At 67.8% G+C, this 20,984-nt stretch carries 21 protein-coding genes and 1 tRNA gene; 14 read left to right on the forward strand and 8 right to left on the reverse strand.

The genetic code is table 11. The features are described from left to right. Positions 1-36: 36 nt before the first annotated feature. Both ACYQ78_RS30425 and ACYQ78_RS30430 read right to left on the reverse strand, forming a co-directional pair. Positions 37-819 (reverse strand): class I SAM-dependent methyltransferase, encoded by a 783-nt coding sequence (locus tag ACYQ78_RS30425; protein WP_459804395.1) that lies wholly within the window; start codon positions 817-819, stop codon positions 37-39. Beyond that, the gene (locus ACYQ78_RS30430) at positions 816-1,556 is read right to left on the reverse strand and encodes an SDR family NAD(P)-dependent oxidoreductase (protein ID WP_459804396.1); all 741 of its coding nucleotides are present in this window, start codon (positions 1,554-1,556) and stop codon (positions 816-818) included. Before ACYQ78_RS30430 ends, ACYQ78_RS30425 begins: the two co-directional genes overlap by 4 nt. Before the next feature lie 106 nt (positions 1,557-1,662). Between ACYQ78_RS30430 and mshA the strand changes: the two genes are divergently transcribed. From mshA to ACYQ78_RS30445, 3 genes are read left to right on the forward strand one after another with little or no spacing between them, the layout of a single operon-like run. Further along, entirely contained in the window at positions 1,663-2,895 is a 1,233-nt protein-coding gene (gene mshA / locus ACYQ78_RS30435) for a D-inositol-3-phosphate glycosyltransferase (RefSeq protein WP_459804567.1), read from the forward strand. After that, positions 2,892-3,377, forward strand: coding sequence for a type III secretion system chaperone family protein (locus ACYQ78_RS30440; protein WP_459804397.1), 486 nt, complete (start codon positions 2,892-2,894; stop codon positions 3,375-3,377). Before mshA ends, ACYQ78_RS30440 begins: the two co-directional genes overlap by 4 nt. Before the next feature lie 24 nt (positions 3,378-3,401). After that, the gene (locus ACYQ78_RS30445; protein WP_459804398.1) at positions 3,402-4,139 is read left to right on the forward strand and encodes a phosphoglyceromutase; all 738 of its coding nucleotides are present in this window, start codon (positions 3,402-3,404) and stop codon (positions 4,137-4,139) included. Between the two features lie 60 nt (positions 4,140-4,199). Here the strand turns inward: ACYQ78_RS30445 and phoU are convergent, their stop codons facing one another. Beyond that, the gene (gene phoU, locus ACYQ78_RS30450) at positions 4,200-4,853 is read right to left on the reverse strand and encodes a phosphate signaling complex protein PhoU (protein WP_459804399.1); all 654 of its coding nucleotides are present in this window, start codon (positions 4,851-4,853) and stop codon (positions 4,200-4,202) included. Between the two features lie 154 nt (positions 4,854-5,007). Here phoU and ACYQ78_RS30455 point away from each other — a divergent pair, with 154 nt between their 5' ends. Both ACYQ78_RS30455 and ACYQ78_RS30460 read left to right on the forward strand, forming a co-directional pair. After that, complete coding sequence (locus ACYQ78_RS30455; protein ID WP_459804568.1) at positions 5,008-6,153, forward strand: sensor histidine kinase; 1,146 nt, start codon at positions 5,008-5,010, stop codon at positions 6,151-6,153. Next, on the forward strand, positions 6,150-6,842 hold the full coding sequence (locus tag ACYQ78_RS30460) for a response regulator transcription factor (RefSeq protein WP_030451587.1): 693 nt from the start codon (positions 6,150-6,152) through the stop codon (positions 6,840-6,842). The genes ACYQ78_RS30455 and ACYQ78_RS30460 overlap by 4 nt, the downstream gene beginning before the upstream one ends. 207 nt (positions 6,843-7,049) lie before the next feature. Here the strand turns inward: ACYQ78_RS30460 and ACYQ78_RS30465 are convergent, their stop codons facing one another. Beyond that, positions 7,050-7,646, reverse strand: coding sequence for a copper chaperone PCu(A)C (locus ACYQ78_RS30465; RefSeq protein WP_459804400.1), 597 nt, complete (start codon positions 7,644-7,646; stop codon positions 7,050-7,052). Between the two features lie 265 nt (positions 7,647-7,911). Between ACYQ78_RS30465 and ACYQ78_RS30470 the strand changes: the two genes are divergently transcribed. The 4 genes from ACYQ78_RS30470 (at position 7,912) to ACYQ78_RS30485 (ending at position 10,158) form a co-directional block, all read left to right on the forward strand. Beyond that, on the forward strand, positions 7,912-8,394 hold the full coding sequence (locus ACYQ78_RS30470) for a CarD family transcriptional regulator (protein ID WP_061295170.1): 483 nt from the start codon (positions 7,912-7,914) through the stop codon (positions 8,392-8,394). 17 nt (positions 8,395-8,411) lie between these two features. Beyond that, positions 8,412-8,870, forward strand: coding sequence for a 2-C-methyl-D-erythritol 2,4-cyclodiphosphate synthase (ispF, locus tag ACYQ78_RS30475; protein WP_459804401.1), 459 nt, complete (start codon positions 8,412-8,414; stop codon positions 8,868-8,870). 610 nt (positions 8,871-9,480) lie between these two features. After that, a complete protein-coding gene (locus ACYQ78_RS30480) occupies positions 9,481-9,795 on the forward strand; it encodes a GlsB/YeaQ/YmgE family stress response membrane protein (protein ID WP_459804402.1) in 315 nt (104 codons plus the stop codon). Positions 9,796-9,882: 87 nt separating this feature from the next. Next, positions 9,883-10,158: a GlsB/YeaQ/YmgE family stress response membrane protein gene (locus tag ACYQ78_RS30485; RefSeq protein WP_459804403.1), complete on the forward strand. Its 276-nt coding sequence runs from the start codon at positions 9,883-9,885 to the stop codon at positions 10,156-10,158. Positions 10,159-10,808: 650 nt separating this feature from the next. Here the strand turns inward: ACYQ78_RS30485 and ACYQ78_RS30490 are convergent. Beyond that, positions 10,809-11,762, reverse strand: coding sequence for a DUF2637 domain-containing protein (locus ACYQ78_RS30490; protein WP_459804404.1), 954 nt, complete (start codon positions 11,760-11,762; stop codon positions 10,809-10,811). Between the two features lie 72 nt (positions 11,763-11,834). Here ACYQ78_RS30490 and ACYQ78_RS30495 point away from each other — a divergent pair, with 72 nt between their 5' ends. The 4 genes from ACYQ78_RS30495 (at position 11,835) to ACYQ78_RS30510 (ending at position 14,760) form a co-directional block, all read left to right on the forward strand. Then, the gene (locus tag ACYQ78_RS30495; protein ID WP_459804405.1) at positions 11,835-12,230 is read left to right on the forward strand and encodes a PPOX class F420-dependent oxidoreductase; all 396 of its coding nucleotides are present in this window, start codon (positions 11,835-11,837) and stop codon (positions 12,228-12,230) included. 57 nt (positions 12,231-12,287) lie between these two features. Then, positions 12,288-13,682 (forward strand): cysteine--tRNA ligase, encoded by a 1,395-nt coding sequence (cysS, locus tag ACYQ78_RS30500; RefSeq protein WP_459804406.1) that lies wholly within the window; start codon positions 12,288-12,290, stop codon positions 13,680-13,682. 24 nt (positions 13,683-13,706) lie between these two features. After that, the gene (gene rlmB / locus ACYQ78_RS30505) at positions 13,707-14,657 is read left to right on the forward strand and encodes a 23S rRNA (guanosine(2251)-2'-O)-methyltransferase RlmB (RefSeq protein WP_459804407.1); all 951 of its coding nucleotides are present in this window, start codon (positions 13,707-13,709) and stop codon (positions 14,655-14,657) included. Between the two features lie 27 nt (positions 14,658-14,684). After that, positions 14,685-14,760, forward strand: a tRNA-Thr gene (locus ACYQ78_RS30510). A 410-nt stretch (positions 14,761-15,170) separates the two neighbouring features. On the opposite strand, the gene ACYQ78_RS30515 is transcribed toward ACYQ78_RS30510, so the two are convergent. From ACYQ78_RS30515 to ACYQ78_RS30525, 3 genes are read right to left on the reverse strand one after another with little or no spacing between them, the layout of a single operon-like run. Further along, complete coding sequence (locus tag ACYQ78_RS30515) at positions 15,171-15,308, reverse strand: hypothetical protein (RefSeq protein ID WP_459804408.1); 138 nt, start codon at positions 15,306-15,308, stop codon at positions 15,171-15,173. Positions 15,309-15,342: 34 nt separating this feature from the next. Next, complete coding sequence (locus ACYQ78_RS30520; protein ID WP_459804409.1) at positions 15,343-17,310, reverse strand: nSTAND1 domain-containing NTPase; 1,968 nt, start codon at positions 17,308-17,310, stop codon at positions 15,343-15,345. Beyond that, the gene (locus ACYQ78_RS30525) at positions 17,307-18,071 is read right to left on the reverse strand and encodes an SIR2 family NAD-dependent protein deacylase (protein ID WP_459804410.1); all 765 of its coding nucleotides are present in this window, start codon (positions 18,069-18,071) and stop codon (positions 17,307-17,309) included. Before ACYQ78_RS30525 ends, ACYQ78_RS30520 begins: the two co-directional genes overlap by 4 nt. Before the next feature lie 386 nt (positions 18,072-18,457). Between ACYQ78_RS30525 and fxsT the strand changes: the two genes are divergently transcribed. Further along, entirely contained in the window at positions 18,458-20,983 is a 2,526-nt protein-coding gene (gene fxsT / locus ACYQ78_RS30530; protein ID WP_459804411.1) for an FxSxx-COOH system tetratricopeptide repeat protein, read from the forward strand. Position 20,984: the final 1 nt, after the last annotated feature.

A 20,984-nucleotide genomic window follows, 5' to 3' on the forward strand; every position in this document is an offset into this window, starting at 1 on the left:
AGTACTACGTCCCGTAGAGGGAGGGTGGGTTGTGGTTCAGCTTACAAGCGCCGACCAGGGCAGGGACAGCTCACCGAGCCGCCATCGGGCCGTTCCGCCGAACGGAGCGGTCCGGTAGACGGGCCAGGAGTCCTGAAGACTTTCAGCCGCCCGGATCCAGCGCTGCCGGGTCCCGTAGGCGCGGAAAGGTGCGGAGACCGCCCAGGCCCGGTCCCAGTCGGTGAGGAAGGCGTGCACCCTCTCGCCGGGAACGTTGCGGTGGATGAGCGTCTTGGGCAGCCGTTCGGCCAGGTCGGAGGGCCGGTCGACGCCGTTGAAGCGGGCCGCGAAGGTCAGGGTGCGCGGCCCCTCGCGGTCGAGGCCGACCCAGACGGCCCGGTGGCCGATCTCCGAGCAGGTGCCCTCGACGATCACCCCGCCGGGCTGGAGCCGGGAGGCCATCAGCTCCCAGTGGCGCCAGGCCTCGGCCTCGGGATACTGCCGCAGCACGTTGAAGGCCCGGATCACCAGCGGGGAACGTCCCGGGATCTCGAAGCCGCCCCGGCGGAAATCCAACCCCTCGGTCCTGTACGCCATCGCGGCGGCGACCCGTTCGGGGTCGATCTCCACTCCCACCACTTCGACCTCCCGCCGGACCGCGCGAAGCCGGGCGAACAGCTCAAGCGTGGTGACGGGGGAGGCGCCGTACCCGAGGTCCATCACCAGCGGATCGGCGGCGGCCCGCAACAGCCCGCCGTGGACGGCGGCCAGCCAGCGGTCGGCGCGCCGGAGCCGGTTGTGGCCGGTGGTGCCCCGGGTGATCGCCCCGACGGGTCTCATGACACGCGGTGGACCTTGTGCTGGGCGGCCTGCGCGCGGGGCCGGATCACCAGTCGGTCGATGTTCACGTGGGCCGGGCGGGTGACCGCGAAGGAGATCACGTCGGCGATGTCGTCGGCGGTCAGCGGGCCGGGCACGCCCTCGTAGACCTTCTTGGCCTTGTCGGCGTCGCCGCGGAAGCGGTTGAGCGCGAACTCCTCGGTCTCCACCATGCCGGGGGCGATCTCGATGATCCGCACCGGTTCGCCGACGAGCTCCAGGCGCAGCACCTCGGTCATCGAGGTCTGGCCGTGCTTGGCCGCGCAGTAGCCGCCGCCGCCCTCGTAGGAGACCAGCCCGGCCACCGAGGTCAGCATGACCAGCACGCCGTCGCCGCTGGAGACCAGCTTCGGCAGCAGCGCCTGGGTCATCCGGAGCGTGCCCAGGACGTTGACCTCGTACATCTCGCGCCAGTCGTCGAGCAGGCCGTAGGCGACCGGTTCGAGGCCGACCGCGCCACCGGCGTTGTTGACCAGCACGTCGACCGTCGGGACGGCGGCGTTGAAGGCGTCGACGGACTCCTGCGAGGTGACGTCGAGGGTCATCGGGACGATCCCCGGGTGCTCGGCGGCGAGGTCGTCGAGCCGTTCACGACGACGGGCCGCCGCCACGACCTGGAACCCCTCTTTCGCCAGCCGCCGGGCCGTCGCGGCACCGATTCCGCTGCTGGCCCCCGTGACCACCGCTGTTCTCGTCATGTCCGCAATCCTAGTGAGGGCGGGAATCTTGGGCTGAGTGTCATGGTTAGTCGTTGTTTGGAGGTGGTGTGGGGTGCGTCGGGTGAACCGGGTCGCGACGATCAGCATGCACACGTCACCGCTCGATCAGCCGGGAACCGGCGACGCGGGCGGGATGAACGTCTACATCGTGGAGACGGCCAAAAGGCTGGCCGAGCTCGGCATAGAGGTCGAGATCTTCACCCGGCAGACGGCACGTGACCTGCCACCGATCGTCGAACTGACGCCGGGGGTGACGGTCCGCCACGTCACCGCGGGCCCCTACGAGGAGCTCGACCGCTCGGACCTCCCGGGCCAGATGTGCGCGTTCCTGTCGGGCGTCCTGCGGACCGAGGCGATCTACGAGCCCGGCCGCTACGACGTGATCCACTCGCACTACTGGCTGTCCGGCCAGGTCGGCTGGCTGGCCAAGGAGCGCTGGGGCGTGCCGCTGGTGCACACCATGCACACCATGGCCAAGGTCAAGAACCTGCTGCTGGCCGAGGGCGACCGCCCGGAACCCCCGGCCCGCGTCTTCGGCGAGGAACAGGTGGTGGACGTCGCCGACAAGCTGGTCGCCAACACGGCCGCCGAGGCCCAGGAGCTCATCTCCCTGTACGCCGCCTCGCCCGACCGCGTGAGCGTGGTGAACCCGGGGGTCAGCCTCCGGGTGTTCCAGCCCGCCTCGAAGGGCGCCGCGCGCCACCGGCTGGGCCTGCCGCAGGACGCCGCCGTGCTCCTCTTCGTCGGCCGCGTGCAGCCCCTGAAGGCCCCCGACGTGCTGCTCAAGGCGGCGGCCCGCATGATCGCCGACGACCCGGCGTTAAGGGATCGGCTCGTGGTGGCCTGCGTCGGCGGCCCCAGCGGCACCGGCCTGGCCCGGCCGTCGCTGCTCACCGATCTCGCGGCCGAGCTGGGCATCGCCGATCTCGTCCGGATCGCGCCGCCCGCGCCCCAGCCCGAGCTCGCCGACTGGTACCGGGCCGCCGACGTCACCGTGGTGCCCTCGCACAACGAGTCGTTCGGCCTGGTCGCCCTGGAGTCGCAGGCGTGCGGCACCCCGGTCGTGGCGGCGTCGGTCGGCGGTCTGCGCACCGCCGTCAAGGACGGCGTCTCGGGCCTGCTCGTCGACGGTCACGACCCGGCCGACTGGGCCCGCACGCTGGCCGGGCTGCTCGACCGCCCCGCCTGGCGCGACTTCCTCGCCGAGGGGGCGATCCGCCACGCCGCCGCGTTCGGCTGGTCGGCCACCGCCGCGCGGCTGGTGGAGGTGTATACCGGAGCCATGAGCCAGCTCCTGCCCGTGGCGGCCGCCCGATGAGCGTCGCACCCGTGATCGAGACGGCCCTGACGTCGATGGAGCTCACCTACGAGAGCCCGCGGCCGGGCTCCTACCTGGTGAAGCTCCCCGGCACCCACAAGCTCCAGACCATGGTCTGGCTGGTGGAAGACGAACAGGCCCTCAACATCGAGGCCTTCTTCTGCCGCGGCCCCGACGAGAACCACCAGGAGTTCTACCGCTGGCTCCTGGCCAAGAACGGCTCGATGTACGGCGTCCACTTCGCCCTCGACCACCGGGGAGACGTCCACCTCGTCGGCCGGATCCCCCACGAGGGGGTCACCGAGGCCGAGGTCGACCGGCTGCTCGGGTGCGTGCTGACCTACGCCGACGAGCTGTTCGACCCGGCCCTGGAGATCGGCTTCGCCACCTCGATACGGCGTGAGTGGGAGTGGCGGCTCGAACGCGGGGAGTCGACTGCCAATTTGCAGGCTTTCGCCCGTTTCGCCGACCCGGAGCGTTAACCGTCCACCACTAAGATGCCGGTCATGGCGACTTTGGTACTGCTCCGGCACGGCGAGAGCGAATGGAACGTCAAGGGCCTGTTCACGGGCTGGGTCGACGTCAACCTCTCCGCCGCCGGAGAGGAGGAGGCCGCGCGCGGCGGCCGGCTGCTGCTTGAGGCGGGCGTCCGCCCCGACGTGGTGCACACGTCCCTGCTCACCCGCGCGATCCGCACGGCCAACCTCGCGCTGGAGGCGGCCGACCTGCTCTGGCTGCCGGTCCAGCGGTCGTGGCGGCTGAACGAGCGCCACTACGGCGCCCTCCAGGGCAAGGACAAGGCGCAGACCCGCGCCGAGTTCGGCGATGAGCAGTTCATGCTCTGGCGCCGCTCCTACGACACCCCGCCGCCCCCGATCGCCGACGACGACGAGTTCTCCCAGTTCGCCGACGCGCGCTACGCGGGCCTGCCGGCCGAGGTGCGCCCGAAGACCGAGTGCCTGCTCGACGTCGTCGACCGCATGCTGCCCTACTGGTACGACTCGATCGTGCCGCAGCTGGCCGCCGGTCAGACCGTCCTCGTGGTCGCCCACGGCAACTCGCTGCGCGCCCTGGTCAAGCACCTCGACGGCATCAGCGACGCCGACATCGCCGGCCTGAACATCCCCACCGGCATCCCCCTGCGCTACGAGCTCGACGCCGACTACAAGCCGGTCAGCTCGGGCTACCTCGACCCCGAGGCCGCCGCAGCAGCCATCGAGGCCGTGGCCAACCAGGGCAAATAACTCGTTTCAGGCATAAGAAAATCCCCGGCCCCCCGAGGGCCGGGGATTTCGTTTTGGGGTTTACTCCTCGCCGCCGTCGCGGGAGCCGGTGACCAGGTAGACGACGTCGCGGGCGACGCGGACCGCGTGGTCGGCGTAGCGCTCGTAGTAGCGGCCCGCGAGGGTGATGTCGATCGCGGCCTCGATGCCGTGGCTCCAGTTCGGCGAGAGCAGCACGCGGAACAGGCGGCGGTGCAGGATGTCCATCGCGTCGTCGTCGGCCTCGAGCTCCTTGGAGAGCTCGACGTCGCGGGTGGCGATGCAGGTGCCGGTCTTGGTGATCAGCCGCTCGGCGATCTGGTCCATCTCGACGATGGTGTCGCGGAGCTCGGCGGGAATGGCCGACTCGGGGTGGCGCATCCGGGCGATCTTGGCGATGTGCTCGGCCAGGTCGCCCATCCGCTCCAGGTCTGCGGCCATGCGCAGCGCGGTGATGACCGTACGGAGGTCGATCGCGACGGGCTGCTGAGTGGCCATCAGCTCGTAGATGGAGGTCTCAACTTCGGCGTAGAGCCGGTTGACCTCTTCGTCCTGAGAGATCACACTCTCGGACAGGTGAAGATCGGCATCGAGAAGGGCCGTGGTGGCCCGGGACATGGCCGAGCGAACCAGGCGGGTCATCTCGACCAGCTTGATCGTGAGGGTGTCCAACTCGAGATGATAGGCGTCGCGCATGCCCGTCACGGTAATCGTCGCTTCGTGAACGATCTGAAACCGGAAAGTGAACTCTTCCGGAAAGGCCGTGGTCAGTAGGCATTAGGCCGTGAGGAACATCCATATTCCCGCCTAGCATCGAGGCGTGAATGAGTTGCTGGCGAGTCTTGCCGCGATGGGTGGCTTCCTGGTGGGCACCCTCGTCATGCTGGCGATCCGGCGGCAGTCCGAACCTCCAGCGCTGCCGACCTCCCCACCCGAAGACACGCTGTCTCCGGGTGTGGCCTCCCTGCTCGCGGTGCTTCCGTCCTCGGCGGTCGTCCTCGACAGGGAAGACCGCGTCCTGCGGGCCAGTTCGGCGGCCCGCGCCTACGGCCTGGTCCGGGGCGACAACCTCATCTCGGCCGAACTGCTCGCGCTGGCCCGCAAGGTCCGCCGCGACGGCGAGATCCGCGAGGGCGAGATCGAGGTCCCGGGCCGTAAGTTCGGCCAGGAGTCGACCAACTTCGCCGTGCGTGTCGCGCCGCTCGGCTCCACCGGCCAGGTGCTGGTGCTGGCCGAAGACCAGACCGACCGGCTCCGGGTCGAGGCGGTCCGCCGCGACTTCGTCGCCAACGTCAGCCACGAGCTCAAGACCCCGGTCGGCGCGCTCAGCCTGCTCGCCGAGACGATCCAGGACGCCGCCGACGACCCCGAGGCGGTCACCCGCTTCGCCGGCCGCATGCAACACGAGGCGGCCCGGCTCACCTACCTCATCCAAGACCTGATCACGCTGTCCCGCATCCAGGGCGCGGAGAAGATCCCCACTCCCGAGCCCGTCCCGGTCGACGAGGCGGTCCACGAGGCCATCGACCGGTGCAGCACCAAGGCCGCGTCCAAAGACATCCTGCTGGTCGCCGGTGGCGCCGGTGGGCTGAACATCTGGGGCGACGACGAACTGCTCGTCACCGCCCTGCGCAACCTGATCGACAACGCGGTCGCCTACAGCCCCGAGCACACCCGCATCGTGGTGAGTGCCCGTCCGGCCGGCGACTCGGTCGAGATCAGCGTCAGCGACCAGGGCATCGGCATCCCCGAGACCGCCCAGGAACGCATCTTCGAGCGCTTCTTCCGGGTCGACGCGGCCCGGTCGCGCTCGACCGGTGGCACCGGCCTCGGGCTCGCCATCGTCAAACACGTCGCCGTCTGCCACGGCGGCGAGGTCTCGGTCTGGAGCAAAGAAGGCTCCGGATCGACCTTCACACTCCGCCTCCCCGCCTTCGGCGGGGTCGCGGTCGCCCCACCCCGCACAACGTCAACTCCCCTGGAGGCGGCCACATGACCCGGGTACTCGTCGTGGAAGACGAGGAGTCGTTCTCCGACGCCCTTTCCTACATGCTGCGCAAAGAGGGCTTCGAGGTCGCGGTCGCGGCCACCGGGCCCGAGGCGCTGGAGACCTTCGACCGCAACGGCGCCGACCTCGTGCTGCTCGACCTGATGCTCCCGGGGCTCCCGGGCACCGAGGTCTGCCGATCCCTCCGGCAGCGGTCCAAGGTTCCCGTCATCATGCTCACCGCCAAGGACAGCGAGATCGACAAGGTCGTCGGTCTGGAACTCGGCGCCGACGACTACGTCACCAAGCCCTTCAGCTCCCGTGAGCTGGTCGCCCGCATCCGCGCCGTGCTGCGCCGCCAGGGTGACGTCGAGGAGGTCGAGTCGGCCGTCCTGGCGGCCGGCCCGGTCCGCATGGACGTCGACCGTCACATAGTGGCCGTCCGCGGCCGTCAGGTGCAGCTGCCGCTGAAGGAGTTCGAGCTCCTTGAGGTGCTGCTGCGCAACGCCGGCCGTGTCTTGACCCGCGGTCAGCTCATCGACCGGGTCTGGGGTGCCGACTACGTCGGTGACACCAAGACCCTCGACGTGCACGTGAAGCGGCTGCGGGCCAAGGTCGAGTCCGACCCGGCCAACCCGCGCTGCATCCTCACCGTGCGCGGCCTGGGCTACAAGTTCGACCCGGTGATCGAAGACTAGGTATTCGCTCGGCTCCTGCCGGCCCGTGCACGGACGCGCGGGTCGGCTTCAGGCGTTTACGGCTTCGCCCACCCTGACCCCGCCCGGGTGTCCTGTCAGGCGTGGCATAAGACTCGTTCTGCCATGGAGGGGGCGGGAGCCGTACAAGAACTCCGGGGTTTAAAACGAAACGGCCCGCGCGGGATGCGCGGGCCGGACCTTGTTCGCTCAGTGGCCGGACGACTCGCCCGCGGCGGGGGAGGCGGCGGCCGTGGGGCTCGGGGCGGGGATCGCGCCCGGGACCGGCGGCAGGGTGGCGTATTCGCGGTTGCGGGTGATGACCGGGACGACCATCGTGACCTGGCCCGCGTTCTGGAAGTTGAGCGTCAGCGGGATGCTCTCGCCGCCGCGCAGCGCGCTCTTGACGCCCTGGATCTGGATCTGCGGGTTGGCGCCGGTGCCGGTGTGCACGAGGGTGCCCGCGGGCAGCGGGACGGCGCCGCCCTGCGCGGTCGCGGCGGCGTTGGCGTCGGGCGTGATGCCCAGCAGCGTGTCGGGGACGGTCGTGTCGTTGGTGATCGACAGGTAGAGCGGGACGGTGCCGCCGGCCGGGATCTGGCCGCCCGGGTCGGGCCCGAGCATGTAGGCCTGGCTGACCTTGATGCCGTTGACGCCGTAGGCCCCGTCGCGGATCAGCACGCCGGCCTCGGTCGGGGCGTAGGGCTTGTTGGTGTTCGCGTCGGTCCCGGCGCCACACGCGGCCAGCGCGGGGGCGGCGGCCAGAAACGCGGCGATGGCGATCACCCTGCGGCTGGTCGTGGTCACGGTCGAGAGTCTCCTTGTAACGCGCGCGATCGTATGCGGGGATCACCATATCGGCGAGGCATGGCCGTCCGATAACCGCCCTGTTATTGGGCAGAGGAACCCTGGAGGTGCAGGTCATCCCGCCTGTTGGACGGCTCGATTCACACAGTCGAGCTCTTGTCAAGTCCCAAAATGAGGCTTTGACCTGCAGTTATGGTGATTTCACTGTTCCGGGAGACTGTTGGCGCGTGGTACCCTGGAGTACAGCGGAAGGGGTACTTGTCACATGACTTTCCAGGTCGGCGACACGGTCGTCTACCCCCATCACGGGGCTGCTCGGATCGAAGCCATCACCACTCGGACGATTAAGGGTGAGGAAAAGACCTACCTGGTACTGAAGGTCGACAAGGGCGACCTCACCGTCCAGGTGCCTGCGGAGAACGCGGAGCTCGTCGGCGTGCGCGATGTGGTCGGTCAGGAGGGCCTAGAGAAGGTCTTCGACGTCCTGCGCATGCCTCACACGGAAGAGCCCACCAACTGGTCCCGTCGTTACAAGGCGAACCTCGAGAAGCTCGCGTCGGGTGACGTCAACAAGGTGGCCGAAGTGGTTCGGGACCTCTGGCGCCGCGACCGCGAGCGTGGACTCTCCGCTGGTGAGAAGCGAATGCTCGCCAAGGCTCGGCAGATTCTGGTCAGCGAACTCGCCCTGGCTGAGAAGACCAACGAGGACAAAGCGGAAGCCCTGCTCGACGAGGTGCTGAACTCCTGAGCGCGAAACTTCCTAGGGTGGGCGTCGGTGTCGACGTCCACCCTTTCGCTTCTGGGCGTGACCTTCACCTGGCCGGGCTGTTCTGGCCCGACGAGACCGGGCTGGCCGGGCATTCCGACGGCGACGCGGCTGCTCACGCGTGTTGTGATGCTCTGCTTTCCGCGGCCGGGCTGGGGGATCTGGGGAAGGTCTTCGGGACCTCCGATCCGCGCTGGTCGGGGGCGTCGGGGGTGACGTTGCTGACCGAGACGGCTCGGCTGGTGCGTGAGGCGGGGTTCGAGATCGGGAACATCGCGGTTCAGATCATCGGCAACCGGCCCAAACTGTCACCTCGGCGCGCCGAGGCGGAGAAGACTCTTTCGGCCGCGGTGGGGGCTGATGTCAGCGTCAGCGCGACCACCACCGACGGGCTCGGGCTGACGGGGCGCGGCGAGGGGATCGCGGCGATCGCGAACGCCCTGATCGTGGCGAGATAGCTCTGGCGTCGCCCGTCGAGAAGGCTGGTTGAGCCGCCGCCGTTCTGGTGTTGCCCATCGCGAAAGGGCTGGTCGGGACGCTTTGGCTCCGGCATTGTCCGGCGCGGACGGTGGTCGCTGTGATTCTCGCGGTGTCGGTATGGGTCGAAAGCGTTGATCGTGGGGCGATATCCCTGCGGTATTGGCGTGGCGTGGTGTCGACGGCGTTGATCGCGGTGCGGTGGGCTGTTTGTGATCGCTCCCGTTCCGGTGGATCGGGTTGAGCCGGTGCGGGTTCTCGTCCTGCGCCCTGCGCCGGAAATTTCGGGATATGGCCTGCGGCGTTACGGCGCTTGCTGTGAGCGGTTGAGGGGCGCCGGGTGGGGTCCTGATCTGCGGCGGTGGTCGGGGTCAGGGTAGGCGGAGCCGTAACGGAGACTGGGCTCTGTCGCTGTTGGACGGTAACGCTTTGGTCCGTTCCAAAGTGGATGGCAACCGGTGCCCGGGATGTGGCGTCTCATATGCGGTTGGGGCGGCGATCCCGTAACCAGGCGCGGTGCGTGGATCGCCGTCCCTTTTTGGGTACTTCATCCCCTAGAGGTGCAGATGTCACCTCATCGGGGGGAATGTCATGATCGCTTCGATCCTTGGCGCCATCATCATCGGTGTGGTGATTGGGGCGCTGGCGCGCCTCATTCTGCCGGGGCGGCAGAACATCAGCATCGGGATGACGATCCTGGTCGGGATCGTCGCCGCGCTGATCGGTTCACTCATCGCGGCCCTGTTCGGATTCGCCAACACCCGCGGCTTCGACTGGTGGGAGCACATCCTCCAGCTCGTGCTGGCCGTGATCGGTGTCGCCTTCGTGGCCGGACGGGGCATCGCCACGGGCAAGGGCCGTGGGCACGGCGGGGCCACGGGCCGGCCGGGGCACAGCGGGATCTGAAAAATTCCGGCTTAACGCATATTTTGCCGGTGGAGGGTATTCGACCGCTTGAGCGTGAAGGTGTCACCCTCAAGGGGAGGTCGAATAATGACCATCGAGACCATTCTTGGCGCCATCGTGATCGGCGCCGTCATCGGCGTGCTGGGCCGCCTGCTGCTGCCCGGCCGCCAGCCGATCGGGTGGATCCTGACCATAGTCGTCGGCATCGTCGCCGCCCTCATCGGCACGGCCATCGCACAGTCGGTGGGCGTCGCCACGACGGACGGCATCGACTGGATCGAACTGCTGCTGCAGGTCGTCCTGGCGGTCATCGGAGTCGGCGCGGTCGCCGCGATTCGAGGCCGGGGCCGGACCAGGGTCTGACCCACATCCAGAGGTTGATGCCCGGCGGCCACCCGGCCGCCGGGCACCGGCCCGTCCGACACCTCGCCCAGGGCGGCGCACGGTGATTCCACCTCGTCAGCGCTCTGCGCGAAGGCCCGCCCGTTCCGTTTCGGAACCGGCGGGCTTTCTGCTCATGCGGGCTCATGCAGGGGCTCATGCGGGCTCATACAAAGGGCTTTAAAAGCTCCTTTTGCTCCGTTACGGCTCCGCCTACCCTGACCCCGCCCGCCGCACAGGCGGCGGCAGACGACCGGCGCTCCTCAACCGCTCATGCTCGGCACCGCAACGGCTCACTGCCCGGCGCTCCTCTGCCGGTTCGGGAAGAACCCGCAACCCTGGGCGCTGAGACCTCCCACAGGTCCGGATCGGTGCTCCTCGGTCATTCGTGAGGAGCCGCAACGCCCGGGTGCTGAGACCTTCCACACGGCCGGAATGGTGCTCCTCGCCCGATTCGTGGGAGGAACCGTAACGCCCGGGCCCTGAGACCTTCCACACGGCCGGAACGGTGCTCCTTGGCCGATTCAGGGGAGGAGCCGTCACGCCCAAGCGCTGAGACCTCCCACGCGGCCGGATATATGCTCCCTGCCTCCCGTATGGGGACATGCCGCCGTTGATGGCCTATGGGGCGTTCAGGACTCGCTTGGTGGGGTCGGGGTGCTGCGGAGGTGGCCCGAGGGGGGAGCGGAGGTCTCGTCGTCGTAGGGCTCGCGCCAGGAGGCGGCCTCGAGTTCCTCCGGGTCGGCGGCCTCGGGGCCGTGTTCCGGGTCGGGGTCGGCCGGGAGGTTGCGCATCGGCTGGGTGTCGACCTCGGACTCGTCGCGCCGGCTCAGCTTCTCGGCGGCCTGGGCGGCGGCCTCGCCGTACTTCTTGTCGGTCTCGTCGTCGGGCTCCGGGAGCGGGTGGACGAGCACGTCGCCGACGTTGGGCCTGATCAGGTCGCCCCAGCGGGCGGGGCGCGGTGGTGGGGCGGGGGTGAGCGGGGGCGCCAGCTCCGGCGGGGCCACGGTCTCGGTCACCGGGCTCACGGGGGTCGGCGGGGTGTAGTCGGGCGGCGCGGTCACGTGGGCGCTGCGGATGAAGGGGACCACGTCGTCGTCGGGGTCGTCGTCGAGGTCGGAGTTCTTGGTCTGGGCGTACCGGATGATCAGCAGGAACAGCCACAGGCCCACGACCAGCATGACCCAGGGGGCCAGCGCCACCACGACGGCGGCGGGGCGGAGCGGGATGACCGCTCCGGCGGCCAGCGCGACGTCGGCCGCCGCCGCTCCGATCAATAACAGGATCAGGATCAGGGCGGCCTGTAAGCGGATCAGCAGCCGTCCCGGGCGCACCAGCGGCACCGCGAGCAGGGCCACGATCAGCAGGGCGTCGAATCCGGCCGGATAGAGGTAGGCGAACTCGGGATCGGCCTGCCCGACGAGCGCGAGCGCCCGCAGGTCGTCGAAGGAGAGCACGCAGGCGGCCCCGGCGAGCACCGCGAGCGCGAGCCCCGCGAGGCCCACGGCCACACGGCTCAGCAGGCGGGATCCGGAGGAAGACGGACGGGAGGCGGCGCCTGCCGTCGCGGGGGGAATCGCGTCCATGGCGTGTCGAGCCTAGCGACTCGGGTGGCCCCGGCCGTTTTATGACACGTACGAAATGGCATGATCGCTCCTATGGGAGAGCAGACCTTGCCCGACGGCGCACGTTCCTTGTTCGACGGGGCGAATTTCGCCACCGTCTCCAGCGTCAACCCCGACGGAAGCCCGCAGGCCTCGGTGGTGTGGGTGCGCACGGATGGGGACGACATTCTCTTCTCGACCGTCAAGGGCCGCCGCAAACACCGCAACATGGAACGCGATCCGCGCGTCTCGATTCTGGTCGTGGACCCCGCCGATCCCTACGTGTACGCCGAGGTCCGGGGCCCGGTGCGGCTTTTCGACGACCCGCACGGCGACCTGATCCAGGAGCTTTCCCACAAATACACCGGTGGGCCGTTCGTCGAGGGAAGCCCCGACAACGAACGCGTCATCGTGCGTATCGCCCCCGAGAAGGTCTATCTCCGAGGCTGATGCTCACGGTTTCTTAACTCGGCCTGTGCTGGCCGGGAAGGCGTTAGCCTTGCCTTTGTGAGCCTGAGACTCTATGACACCAGCACCCGAACGGTCCGTGAATTCGCCCCGGTTGAGCCCGGCCGGGTCACGATGTACCTGTGTGGTGCGACCGTCCAGGCTCCGCCCCACATCGGCCACATCAGGTCCGGCGTCAACTTCGACGTGCTCCGCCGCTGGCTGGTCCATTCCGGCTACGACGTCACGTTCTGCCGCAATGTGACCGACCTCGACGACAAGATCATCCGGGTCGCGGCGAGCGAGGGCGTGCCGTGGTTCGTCGTCGCCGAGCGCAATCAGCGCGCCTTCACCTGGGCCTACGACCAGCTCGGCTGCCTCCCGCCCACGGTCGAGCCCCGGGCGATGGGCCACGTGCCCGAAATGATCGAGCTGATGCAGCGCCTGATCGACAAGGGCCACGCCTACGCCTCGGCCGGCGACGTCTACTTCGACGTCGTCTCCTACGCCGACCGCTACGGCAAACTGTCCAACCAGAAGCTCGAGAACATGCGGGCCGCGGGCGACACCGACACCGACTCCCTCAAGCGCGACCCGCGCGACTTCGCGCTCTGGAAGGGCGCCAAGGAGGGCGAGCCCACCTGGCCCACTCCGTGGGGCCGCGGCCGTCCCGGCTGGCACCTCGAGTGCTCGGCGATGGCGACCAAATACCTGGGCGGCACCTTCGACATCCACGGTGGCGGCGTCGACCTGATCTTCCCCCACCATGAGAACGAGATCGCCCAGTCGCAGGCCGCAGGCGACGGCTTCGCCCGCTTCTGGCTGCACAACGGCATGCTGCAGCTCGGCGGCACCAAGATGAGCAAGTCCCTCGGGAACTCCCTGCTGATCCCCGAGATGCTCACCAAGGTCCGCGCCGTCGAACTGCGCTACTACCTGGTCGCGGCCCACTACGGCTCGGCGATCGACTACTCCGAAGAGGCGCTCCAGGAGTCGGCCGCGGGCTACCGCCGGCTCGAGGGCTTCGTCTCCCGCGCCGCCGAGGTCATCCACGACGTCGACGCGACGGCCCCGCTGCCACAAGCTTTTGTGGACGCACTCAACGACGACCTGAACGTGTCGCAGGCGCTGGCCGTCATCCACGAGGTCGTCCGCGAGGGCAACGTCGCGTTGTCGCAGGGCAACAAGGAGGCGGTCGCCCGCCTGCTCGCCGAGACCCAGACCATGCTCGGCGTCCTGGGCCTCGACCCCCGCTCGCCGCAGTGGCGCTCTTCGGGTGAGTCGGGCCTGCACGAAGTGGTCGACGCCCTCGTGGCCGTCGCTCTGGAGCAGCGCCAGGCCGCCCGTGCTCGGAAGGACTATGCCGCTGCCGACGCGATCCGCGAGCAGCTGGCCGCCGCCGGGGTCGTCGTGGAAGACACCCCTCAGGGCCCTCGGTGGGAACTGGCTCGCTGAATTTGACGGATAGGCTTGAGAGTTATGGCAGCAGGGCGGAAAAGGCAAGGCGCTACCCGGGGAACCGGTGGCAAGGTTCGGCGTGCCCTTGAAGGCAAGGGGCCGACTCCGAAGGCGGAGGACCGGCACTGGTTCAAGGACAAGGCGCGGGCTGAGCGCATCTCCCGCGAGGAGCGTGGCGGCACTTCCGCGCCTCGTCGTGCGACGCCGGTGCGGGCTCGCAAGAGCGAGGACGCGCCGGAGTACATCGGGGGGCGTAACCCTGTCGTGGAGGCGTTGCGGGCTGGTGTGCCTGCCTCTGCCCTTTACGTTGCTTCGCGGATCGAGAACGACGATCGGGTTCGCGAGGCGATCAAGATCGCTGCGGGGAACGGGATCGCGCTGCTCGAAGTCGACCGGGGGAAGCTTGACCGGTTGACGGAGGGTGGGGTGCATCAAGGGGTCGCCCTGCAGATTCCCGCTTACGACTATGCGCATCCGCTTGACCTTGTTCACGACGCTCGTGACGCGGCCGAGGTGCCGTTGATCGTGGCGCTCGACGGGGTTACCGATCCTCGGAACCTGGGGGCCATCGCGCGGTCTGCGGCTGCCTTTGGGGCTCATGGGCTGTTGGTTCCCGGGCGTCGGTCTGCGGGGGTTACGGCCGGGGCGTGGAAGACGTCTGCGGGGACGCTGGCTCACCTGCGGGTGGCTCGGGGGATGAACCTGACGCAGTCGTTGCAGCTTTACCGGGACGAGGGGCTGTTCATCGTGGGGCTCGATGGTGAGTCTCGGGTGGACATCGGGGACATGAACCTTGCTTCTGAGCCTCTTGTTGTCGTGGTCGGGTCCGAAGGGAAGGGGCTGTCCCGGTTGGTTCGGGAGGCCTGTGACCAGGTGGTTCGGATTCCTATGGGGGCTGCGGCGGAGTCGCTGAACGCTGGTGTGGCGGCGGGGATCGCGCTTTACGAGGTTAGTCGCCTGCGGCGGAGGTAGGTGTGTACTAGACTAGGCGTCGCCTAGGCCGCCTTAGCTCAATTGGCAGAGCATCTGTCTTGTAAACAGAAGGTTTGGGGTTCGATTCCCCAAGGCGGCTCCAATTTTTGTCTCCCGTCATTGCGGGAGGCCAATGTTCGTTGTGTCCTGTTTCGCGGGTTGCTCGACTTCACCACGGAACTCTCTGAAAGAGAACCGTCTATCTTCTGATAGTCGAATTGATCGGCTGAGCGCAGCATTCAGATCACTCGCCAGGTTTTTGCGGCCCACGGCAACCAACCTGATGATCAACGCTCTGATGGTGGTCTTCACCGCAGGGTACGTTCCCGGCCTCGGCGTGACCGAGATCGGTTTCACCTCATGTTCGGCGGCATCGGCGGAACCTTGCTGGCCGCGCGAATCAGGCGAAGAACGTGTGCCGTGCACGCAACGCGTGGTCGTTCGCGACGGGTCCACTGACGGGATGAGGTGCGGCCACCACCATCGTCATGCGCAGCTATGAGGGCATCCATGTCAGGTGGCGTGGACGGCGGACGCCTCGCGGCTGCTGGGCCACAGCGCGGTGACCCTCGCCGCGCCACTCGGCGGAGTGCTGGTGTCGATCCACGGTGTGGAACGGGCAGCGCACGTGCTCGCCTGGGGGTTCGGCATGGTGGCCGTGGCGATGGTGATGTGGATCGCCGTCTCAGGCGGGCGGGTCGGCGGTCACCAGGCGGTCGGCGGTGTGCCTCAGATGCGCGGGCAGTGGTGGCGCCTCCGCAGCCTTGGCATCTCTGGCGAGTTCGGCAGCCGCTGCGGCATTTCCGGCCTCCTCCTCGACAAGTGCCGCGTACAGGAGGGCCGGGCCGTGTTCGGCGGTCATCGAGCGGACGGCGGTGATCTCTATCTGCGCCTTGTCCAACTGGCCGACCTTGGCCAGGGTGTAGGCGTACGCCGCCCGGACCCATGGCTCCCTCATCGGCCGAATCCGGGAGAAATCCAGCAAGGCTTCTTCCGGTCTGCCCAGATCAAGCAGCACCTCCCCCCGGGTCCGGAGCGCGGGCGCGGAACCGGCGTCCTCGTCGAGAACGCGGTCGAGGACCTCAAGGGCGGCCACTGGGTGCCCCGCATACCAGTAGGCGCGGGCTAACTCGGTGCGTATGCCCATGTCGTCGGGGACGCGGGCGATGGCGGAGACGAGCTCCCTGATCGCGAGCTGGTGCTCGCTGCGGGCCCGCCGGGACCTTCCGATGGCGGCCATCAGGCGGCCGACAGCCTCGGTCTGGCCGTTGACCTCGAAGACCAGGGCCGCCTCGCGGTAGTGATCGATGGCGGCGGCGTACCGGGCGCCGGCGAAGGCGACGTCGCCGAGGAACGACTCGATCTCCGCGCGGAGGCGGAGGGAGTCGGTCATCGCCAGCGCCGTCCGGCCCTCTCGGCTGGCCCGGGCGAAGTCACCGCCCCGAAGTGCGTGCTGGGCCGCGTGCAGATGTTCCTGCGGGGTGCGTCGGGACACCGGAGTCTCGCCGTCGCCGACCCGGATGAGCCGAACCAGATTCTCGTGTGACAGCTCGTACCACTGGGGAGTTTCCTCGACGACATCGACGAGCGGGGCGACGATGTGCCGGTCGACCAAGGCGGTGAGCACGGCGTTCGGCATGCCCGCCGTGAGGGTCTCGCCCCGGAAGACGGGGGCCCGGGTGGTGCCGATGACGAAGTTGGCGCGCAGCCAGGTGCGCAGCCGTGCGGTGTCGCCGTTGAGGTGGTCGCCTGCGATCTCGGCGATGTTCTGGTCGATGAACGTCTCGAGGGAACTCTGCACCCGGGCGTAGCGCAGCACGTGCTCCCTGGTGACGCGGGTGACGTCCGGCGGGAGGGAGTTCCACAGGACGGTGCAGACGATCTGGAGCTGGACCGGCTCGATCACCTTCGACTCGGGCCCACTCAGGTCGGCGATCAACTGCTGGGCGGCGTCGTCATCGTAGGAGCAGCCGGTGCCGGTCAGCGGACCCACGACGGCCTTGGTCGCAGCCGGTCGCCCAAGCGCGCGCAGCGCGAAGCGGCCCTTGGTCAGCTTGTCGTCGAGGCGCTCGTCGCGCAGGATCGCGCTGACCTGGTCGTCGCGGATCGAGATCAGTACCCGCAGGTCAAGGTCCTCTTTGAGGACGTCGATGAGCTGGTCGATGAACCATTCCTGGTACGGCGTCCGGCGGTCGTTCCCGAGGAACAGATCCTCGGCCTGGTCGATCGCCGCCAGTCGCAGTACCGGATCTCCATAGGGGTCCTGCCGAGGACCCCGACGGCTGAAGAACCGCTGGAGGCTCAGGTCGGCCAGCCGCGCCGGGCTTTCACCGGGAGACCAGGAGGACAGCAGGGCGTAGACGTGGGGGTTGTGCTCGGGCAGCGCCGCGGAGGGGTAGCCCGAACGTGCCGACACCCGCCCGACGGGCAGGATGTCGTTCTGCGACGGGTCGAGCAGCGGCAGTACGCCCGCGTAGATCAGGGAGGTCTTCCCGGCGCCGGAGGGGCCGTAGAGGACGGTCACCTGGTTCGACCGCCACAGGTCGCACACTTCGTGGGCTTCGCGTTGGCGGCCGAAGAAACGGCCGCTGTCCTGGCGGCGGAAGGAGCGCAGCCCGACATAGGGTTCCAGGGACGGATCTCGCCCGGTCACGGTGTGGCTCCCATCCTCTTGCGCAGTTCGGTGCAGAACTTCTTGGTGCCGCCCCAGAACACCGAGATCTGCCATTCGCGGTAGTACCAGCCGAGCTCGTTCTCCAGGTCTTTGATCGTCCAGCGGCTGGTGGGCGCGAGCTGGATGCTCACGTGGCGGCGTCTGTTGATCCCCGGAATCGACTGACCGAGTTCCTGGAACAGCAGCCGGAACGACCAGTCCTGCAAGCTGTAGCCGACGAACAGAAGCGGGCGGGTGGCCAGTGCCGCGAGGATCGAGGGAGGGAACATGCGCTGCCTGGTGGTGACGCGGTCGACGACGAAGTTCCGCTGGAACAGCCAGTAGTCGTCTTCGGCGAGGACGAAACTGGCGGGATCGCGCATGGCACCGTGCAGGTGGTAGACGAGCGGGTTCGCGGAACTCGGGTTCCAGCCCGCGGTGTCCGCGAACAGCGGGTCTGGGGAGAGGGTCTCGTTCCACGGGCAGATGGCGGCTCTGGCTTCCTTCCGGCGGTCGTGCAGTGCCCGCACGATGAAGTCGTCGTAGTTGGTCGTCAGATAGACAGGTAGCGGGAAGTCGGCCAGCAGGGCGTGCGGTTCGTTCTCGTCGGTGAAGTCGGGGGCGCCGCCCTGTTTGGCGAGTTCGTCGTGGACGAGGTATTTCACGTGATCGAGGTCGCCGTATTTGATGGCCGCGTACTGCGCGACCCGGGGGAGTTCGGTCGGGTTGGGGCCGGGATAGCCGCACCTTTTCGCGAGCATCTCGCTGAGCCGGCGGCTGGACGGGAGGACACTCAGCGAGGCGCCAGCGCCCACGAAAGGGGTGCAGTGGCCGGTCCTCAACTGGTAAATGAGTCGTTCCCAATCGTCCTCGCTCATTTCGACCATGCACACGGCTCGCTTCTTGTTCCGATGTCGGCGGCGGAAGTTGGGCGTTCACACAAGGTCAGTCGAACGTCTCCTAGGATCGTAGAAGCACCTGAATATTTATCAGATAAAGTTCTGGAACATCGGGGTCTCCATCATTGCATCATCGCCCTGAGTGATGGGCCGGTGAATAGATAACGGCTGTCCGATTCGAAGTTACGGACATTGATCCGAGGGAAACGAGAAGCAGGCTTCTCCCTGTCGAAGTAGCGGAGGTCCGAATGGTGGCCGAATCCTCCTCTTTGCCAACACATTCCGCGTCGAACTCCCTGCCGGAGATCTTCGAAAGGGTTCCACATCGGAACCAGAACTTCACCGGCCGCGACAGCCTTTTGCACCAGCTCCGTGAGGGCGTCCGGTCGGTGACCGTGGTCATTCCGCAGCCCCAAGCCCTTCAGGGATATGGCGGCGTTGGGAAGACCCACCTGGCGATCGAGTACGCCCACCGCTTCGGCCACCACTACGACCTGGTCTGGTGGATTCCGGCCGACCAGTACTACCTGGTTCCGTCGGCGCTGGCGGCCATGGCTCCCCATCTCAATCTGGCGCCCGCTTCCACCGTGGGTGTGGAGGAGGCGGCGGAATCCGTGTGTAAGGCGTTGCAGGATGGGGTGCCGTACACCAACTGGCTGTTGATTTTCGACAATGCCGAAGACTCCCGGATCGAGAGATTCATTCCGCACGGGCGCGGGCACGTGATCATCACGTCACGCAATCCGAGCTGGGACGACCAGTTCCGCTCCCTTCCAGTCGACGTCTTCACCCGGACGGAGAGCGTCGAATTCCTGAAGCGGAGGCTGGGCTCGCGGATCACTGACGACGAGGCGAACCGGCTGGCCGAGAAATTGGGCGATCTGCCGCTGGCGCTGGAGCAGGTGGGCGCGTTGCAGCGGCGCGGCACGATGTCGGTCGATGAGTACATCGATCTGCTGGAGAAACAGACCAGCAGGCTGCTCGACACGGAACGCGCGAAAGACTATCCGCTGACGATGACGGCCGCGTGGCGGGTTTCGGTGTCGATGCTCGAAGACCGGCTGCCGGTCGCACTGAATCTGCTGCGGTGCTGCGCGTTCTTCGGCCCGGAACCCATTCCGCTCGACGTTTTCCGCCGGGGGAACAGAGCGAAGGCCCCGAGCCTCGAGAAAATCCTGTCCGACCCGATCATGCTCGACAAGACCGTGAAAGAACTCAGTCGATACGCATTGATCCGGAGCGATCCCGACACCCGGACTATTCAGGTGCACCGGCTGATCCAGGCGCTCCTCCGCAACGATCTCAGTGAGGAAAGGCAGCACCAACTTCGCGACGAGGTCCATCTCCTGCTCGCGGGGAGCGCGCCGCTTTCTCCGGACGACAACTCCAAATGGCGCGACTTCGCCGACCTGGTTCCGCACGTCCGACCGTCCCAGCTCGTGTTCTGTGAAGACCCCCTCGTCCGCGACTTCGCGCTCAACGTGGTCCGCTACCTCTACGCCTCCGGTAACTACCGGTCGGGGCTGGAGCTGGTGGAGGGGTTCATCGACCACTGGGGCGCAGGCGGGGAGAACCAGCCCGACGTGCTCAGGGCCCGACGCCATCAGGCCAACCTCCTGCGCCGCATGGGTGAGTACAGCCGGGTCTTCGAGCTCGACCAGGCCACCCTGCAGCGGGTGCGTGAAGAGTTCGGCCCGGATCACCCGGAGACCCTGATCGCGACGAACGGCTTCGGTGGCAGCCTCCGCGCACAGGGAGAGTTCCGGGAGGCCCTTGAGCTCGACAGAGCGTCGGTCGACGCTCACGTGCGGGTACTCGGTTCTGAGCATGTGCTGACCTTGCGGGCCAAGAACAGTCTGGCCCTCGATCACGGCCTGAACAGTGACTACGAGATGGCTCGGAGGATCCACATGGAGGTCTATCTGGACCAGAGCGAGGCGGCCAACCCGACCGGGGTGGAGATCGTGCTGCTGTCGTGGAACAGCATGGCCAGGGCCGTCCGGCTGACCAGCGACTTCGAGGAGGCCTGCGACACCGGAGAGGCGGCGCTGGCCTTCGGTGTGCAGAAGCTGGGCAAAGACCACTGGGCCACCTTGATCACGGCCAAGGATCTGTCGATCGCCCAGCGGCGCGCGGGGGCATTCAACGAGGCCATGGACGGCGCCCAGGACACCCATAAGCGGTTCGTCCGGCTCTTCGGCGCGGATCACCCCGACACCATCGCGGCGGCGGTCAACGTCTCGAACATCCTGCGGGTACGCGATGAGCTGGCTGACGCCTTCAAATTGGCCTCCCAGATGACCCGCACCTATCCGTCGGTGTTCGGCAGTGATCATCCCTTCACGCTGGCCTGCCAGTCGAACCTGGCGATCCTGCACCGGCTGCTCGGCGACGTCGAGACGGCCCGCATCGTCAACGAGGGCACCCTCCGTAGCCTGGCCAAGCTGGGACCGGCCCACCACTATGTGCTGGCGTGTTCGGTGAACCTGCAGAGCGACCTCGCTTCGCTGGGCGAGTTCGAGCAGGCCAGGTGGCTGGGGGAGCAGACCTATGCGCTGCTGCTCGAGAACTACGGGGCTGAGCACTTCCTGACTCTGGCGTGCGCGGCGAATCTGGCTCTCGATCGGGCGGCGGTGGGTGCTCCCGACGCTGAGGAACTGCGCGCGGACACGGCGGAGCGCTATCAGGAGCGGCTCGAGCTCGGCCAGCCCGACGCGGTGCGCGCCGCGTCGGGCAAGCGGATCGACTGCGACTTCGACCCGCAACCGATCTGAT

The organism is Herbidospora sp. RD11066, assembly GCF_054661255.1.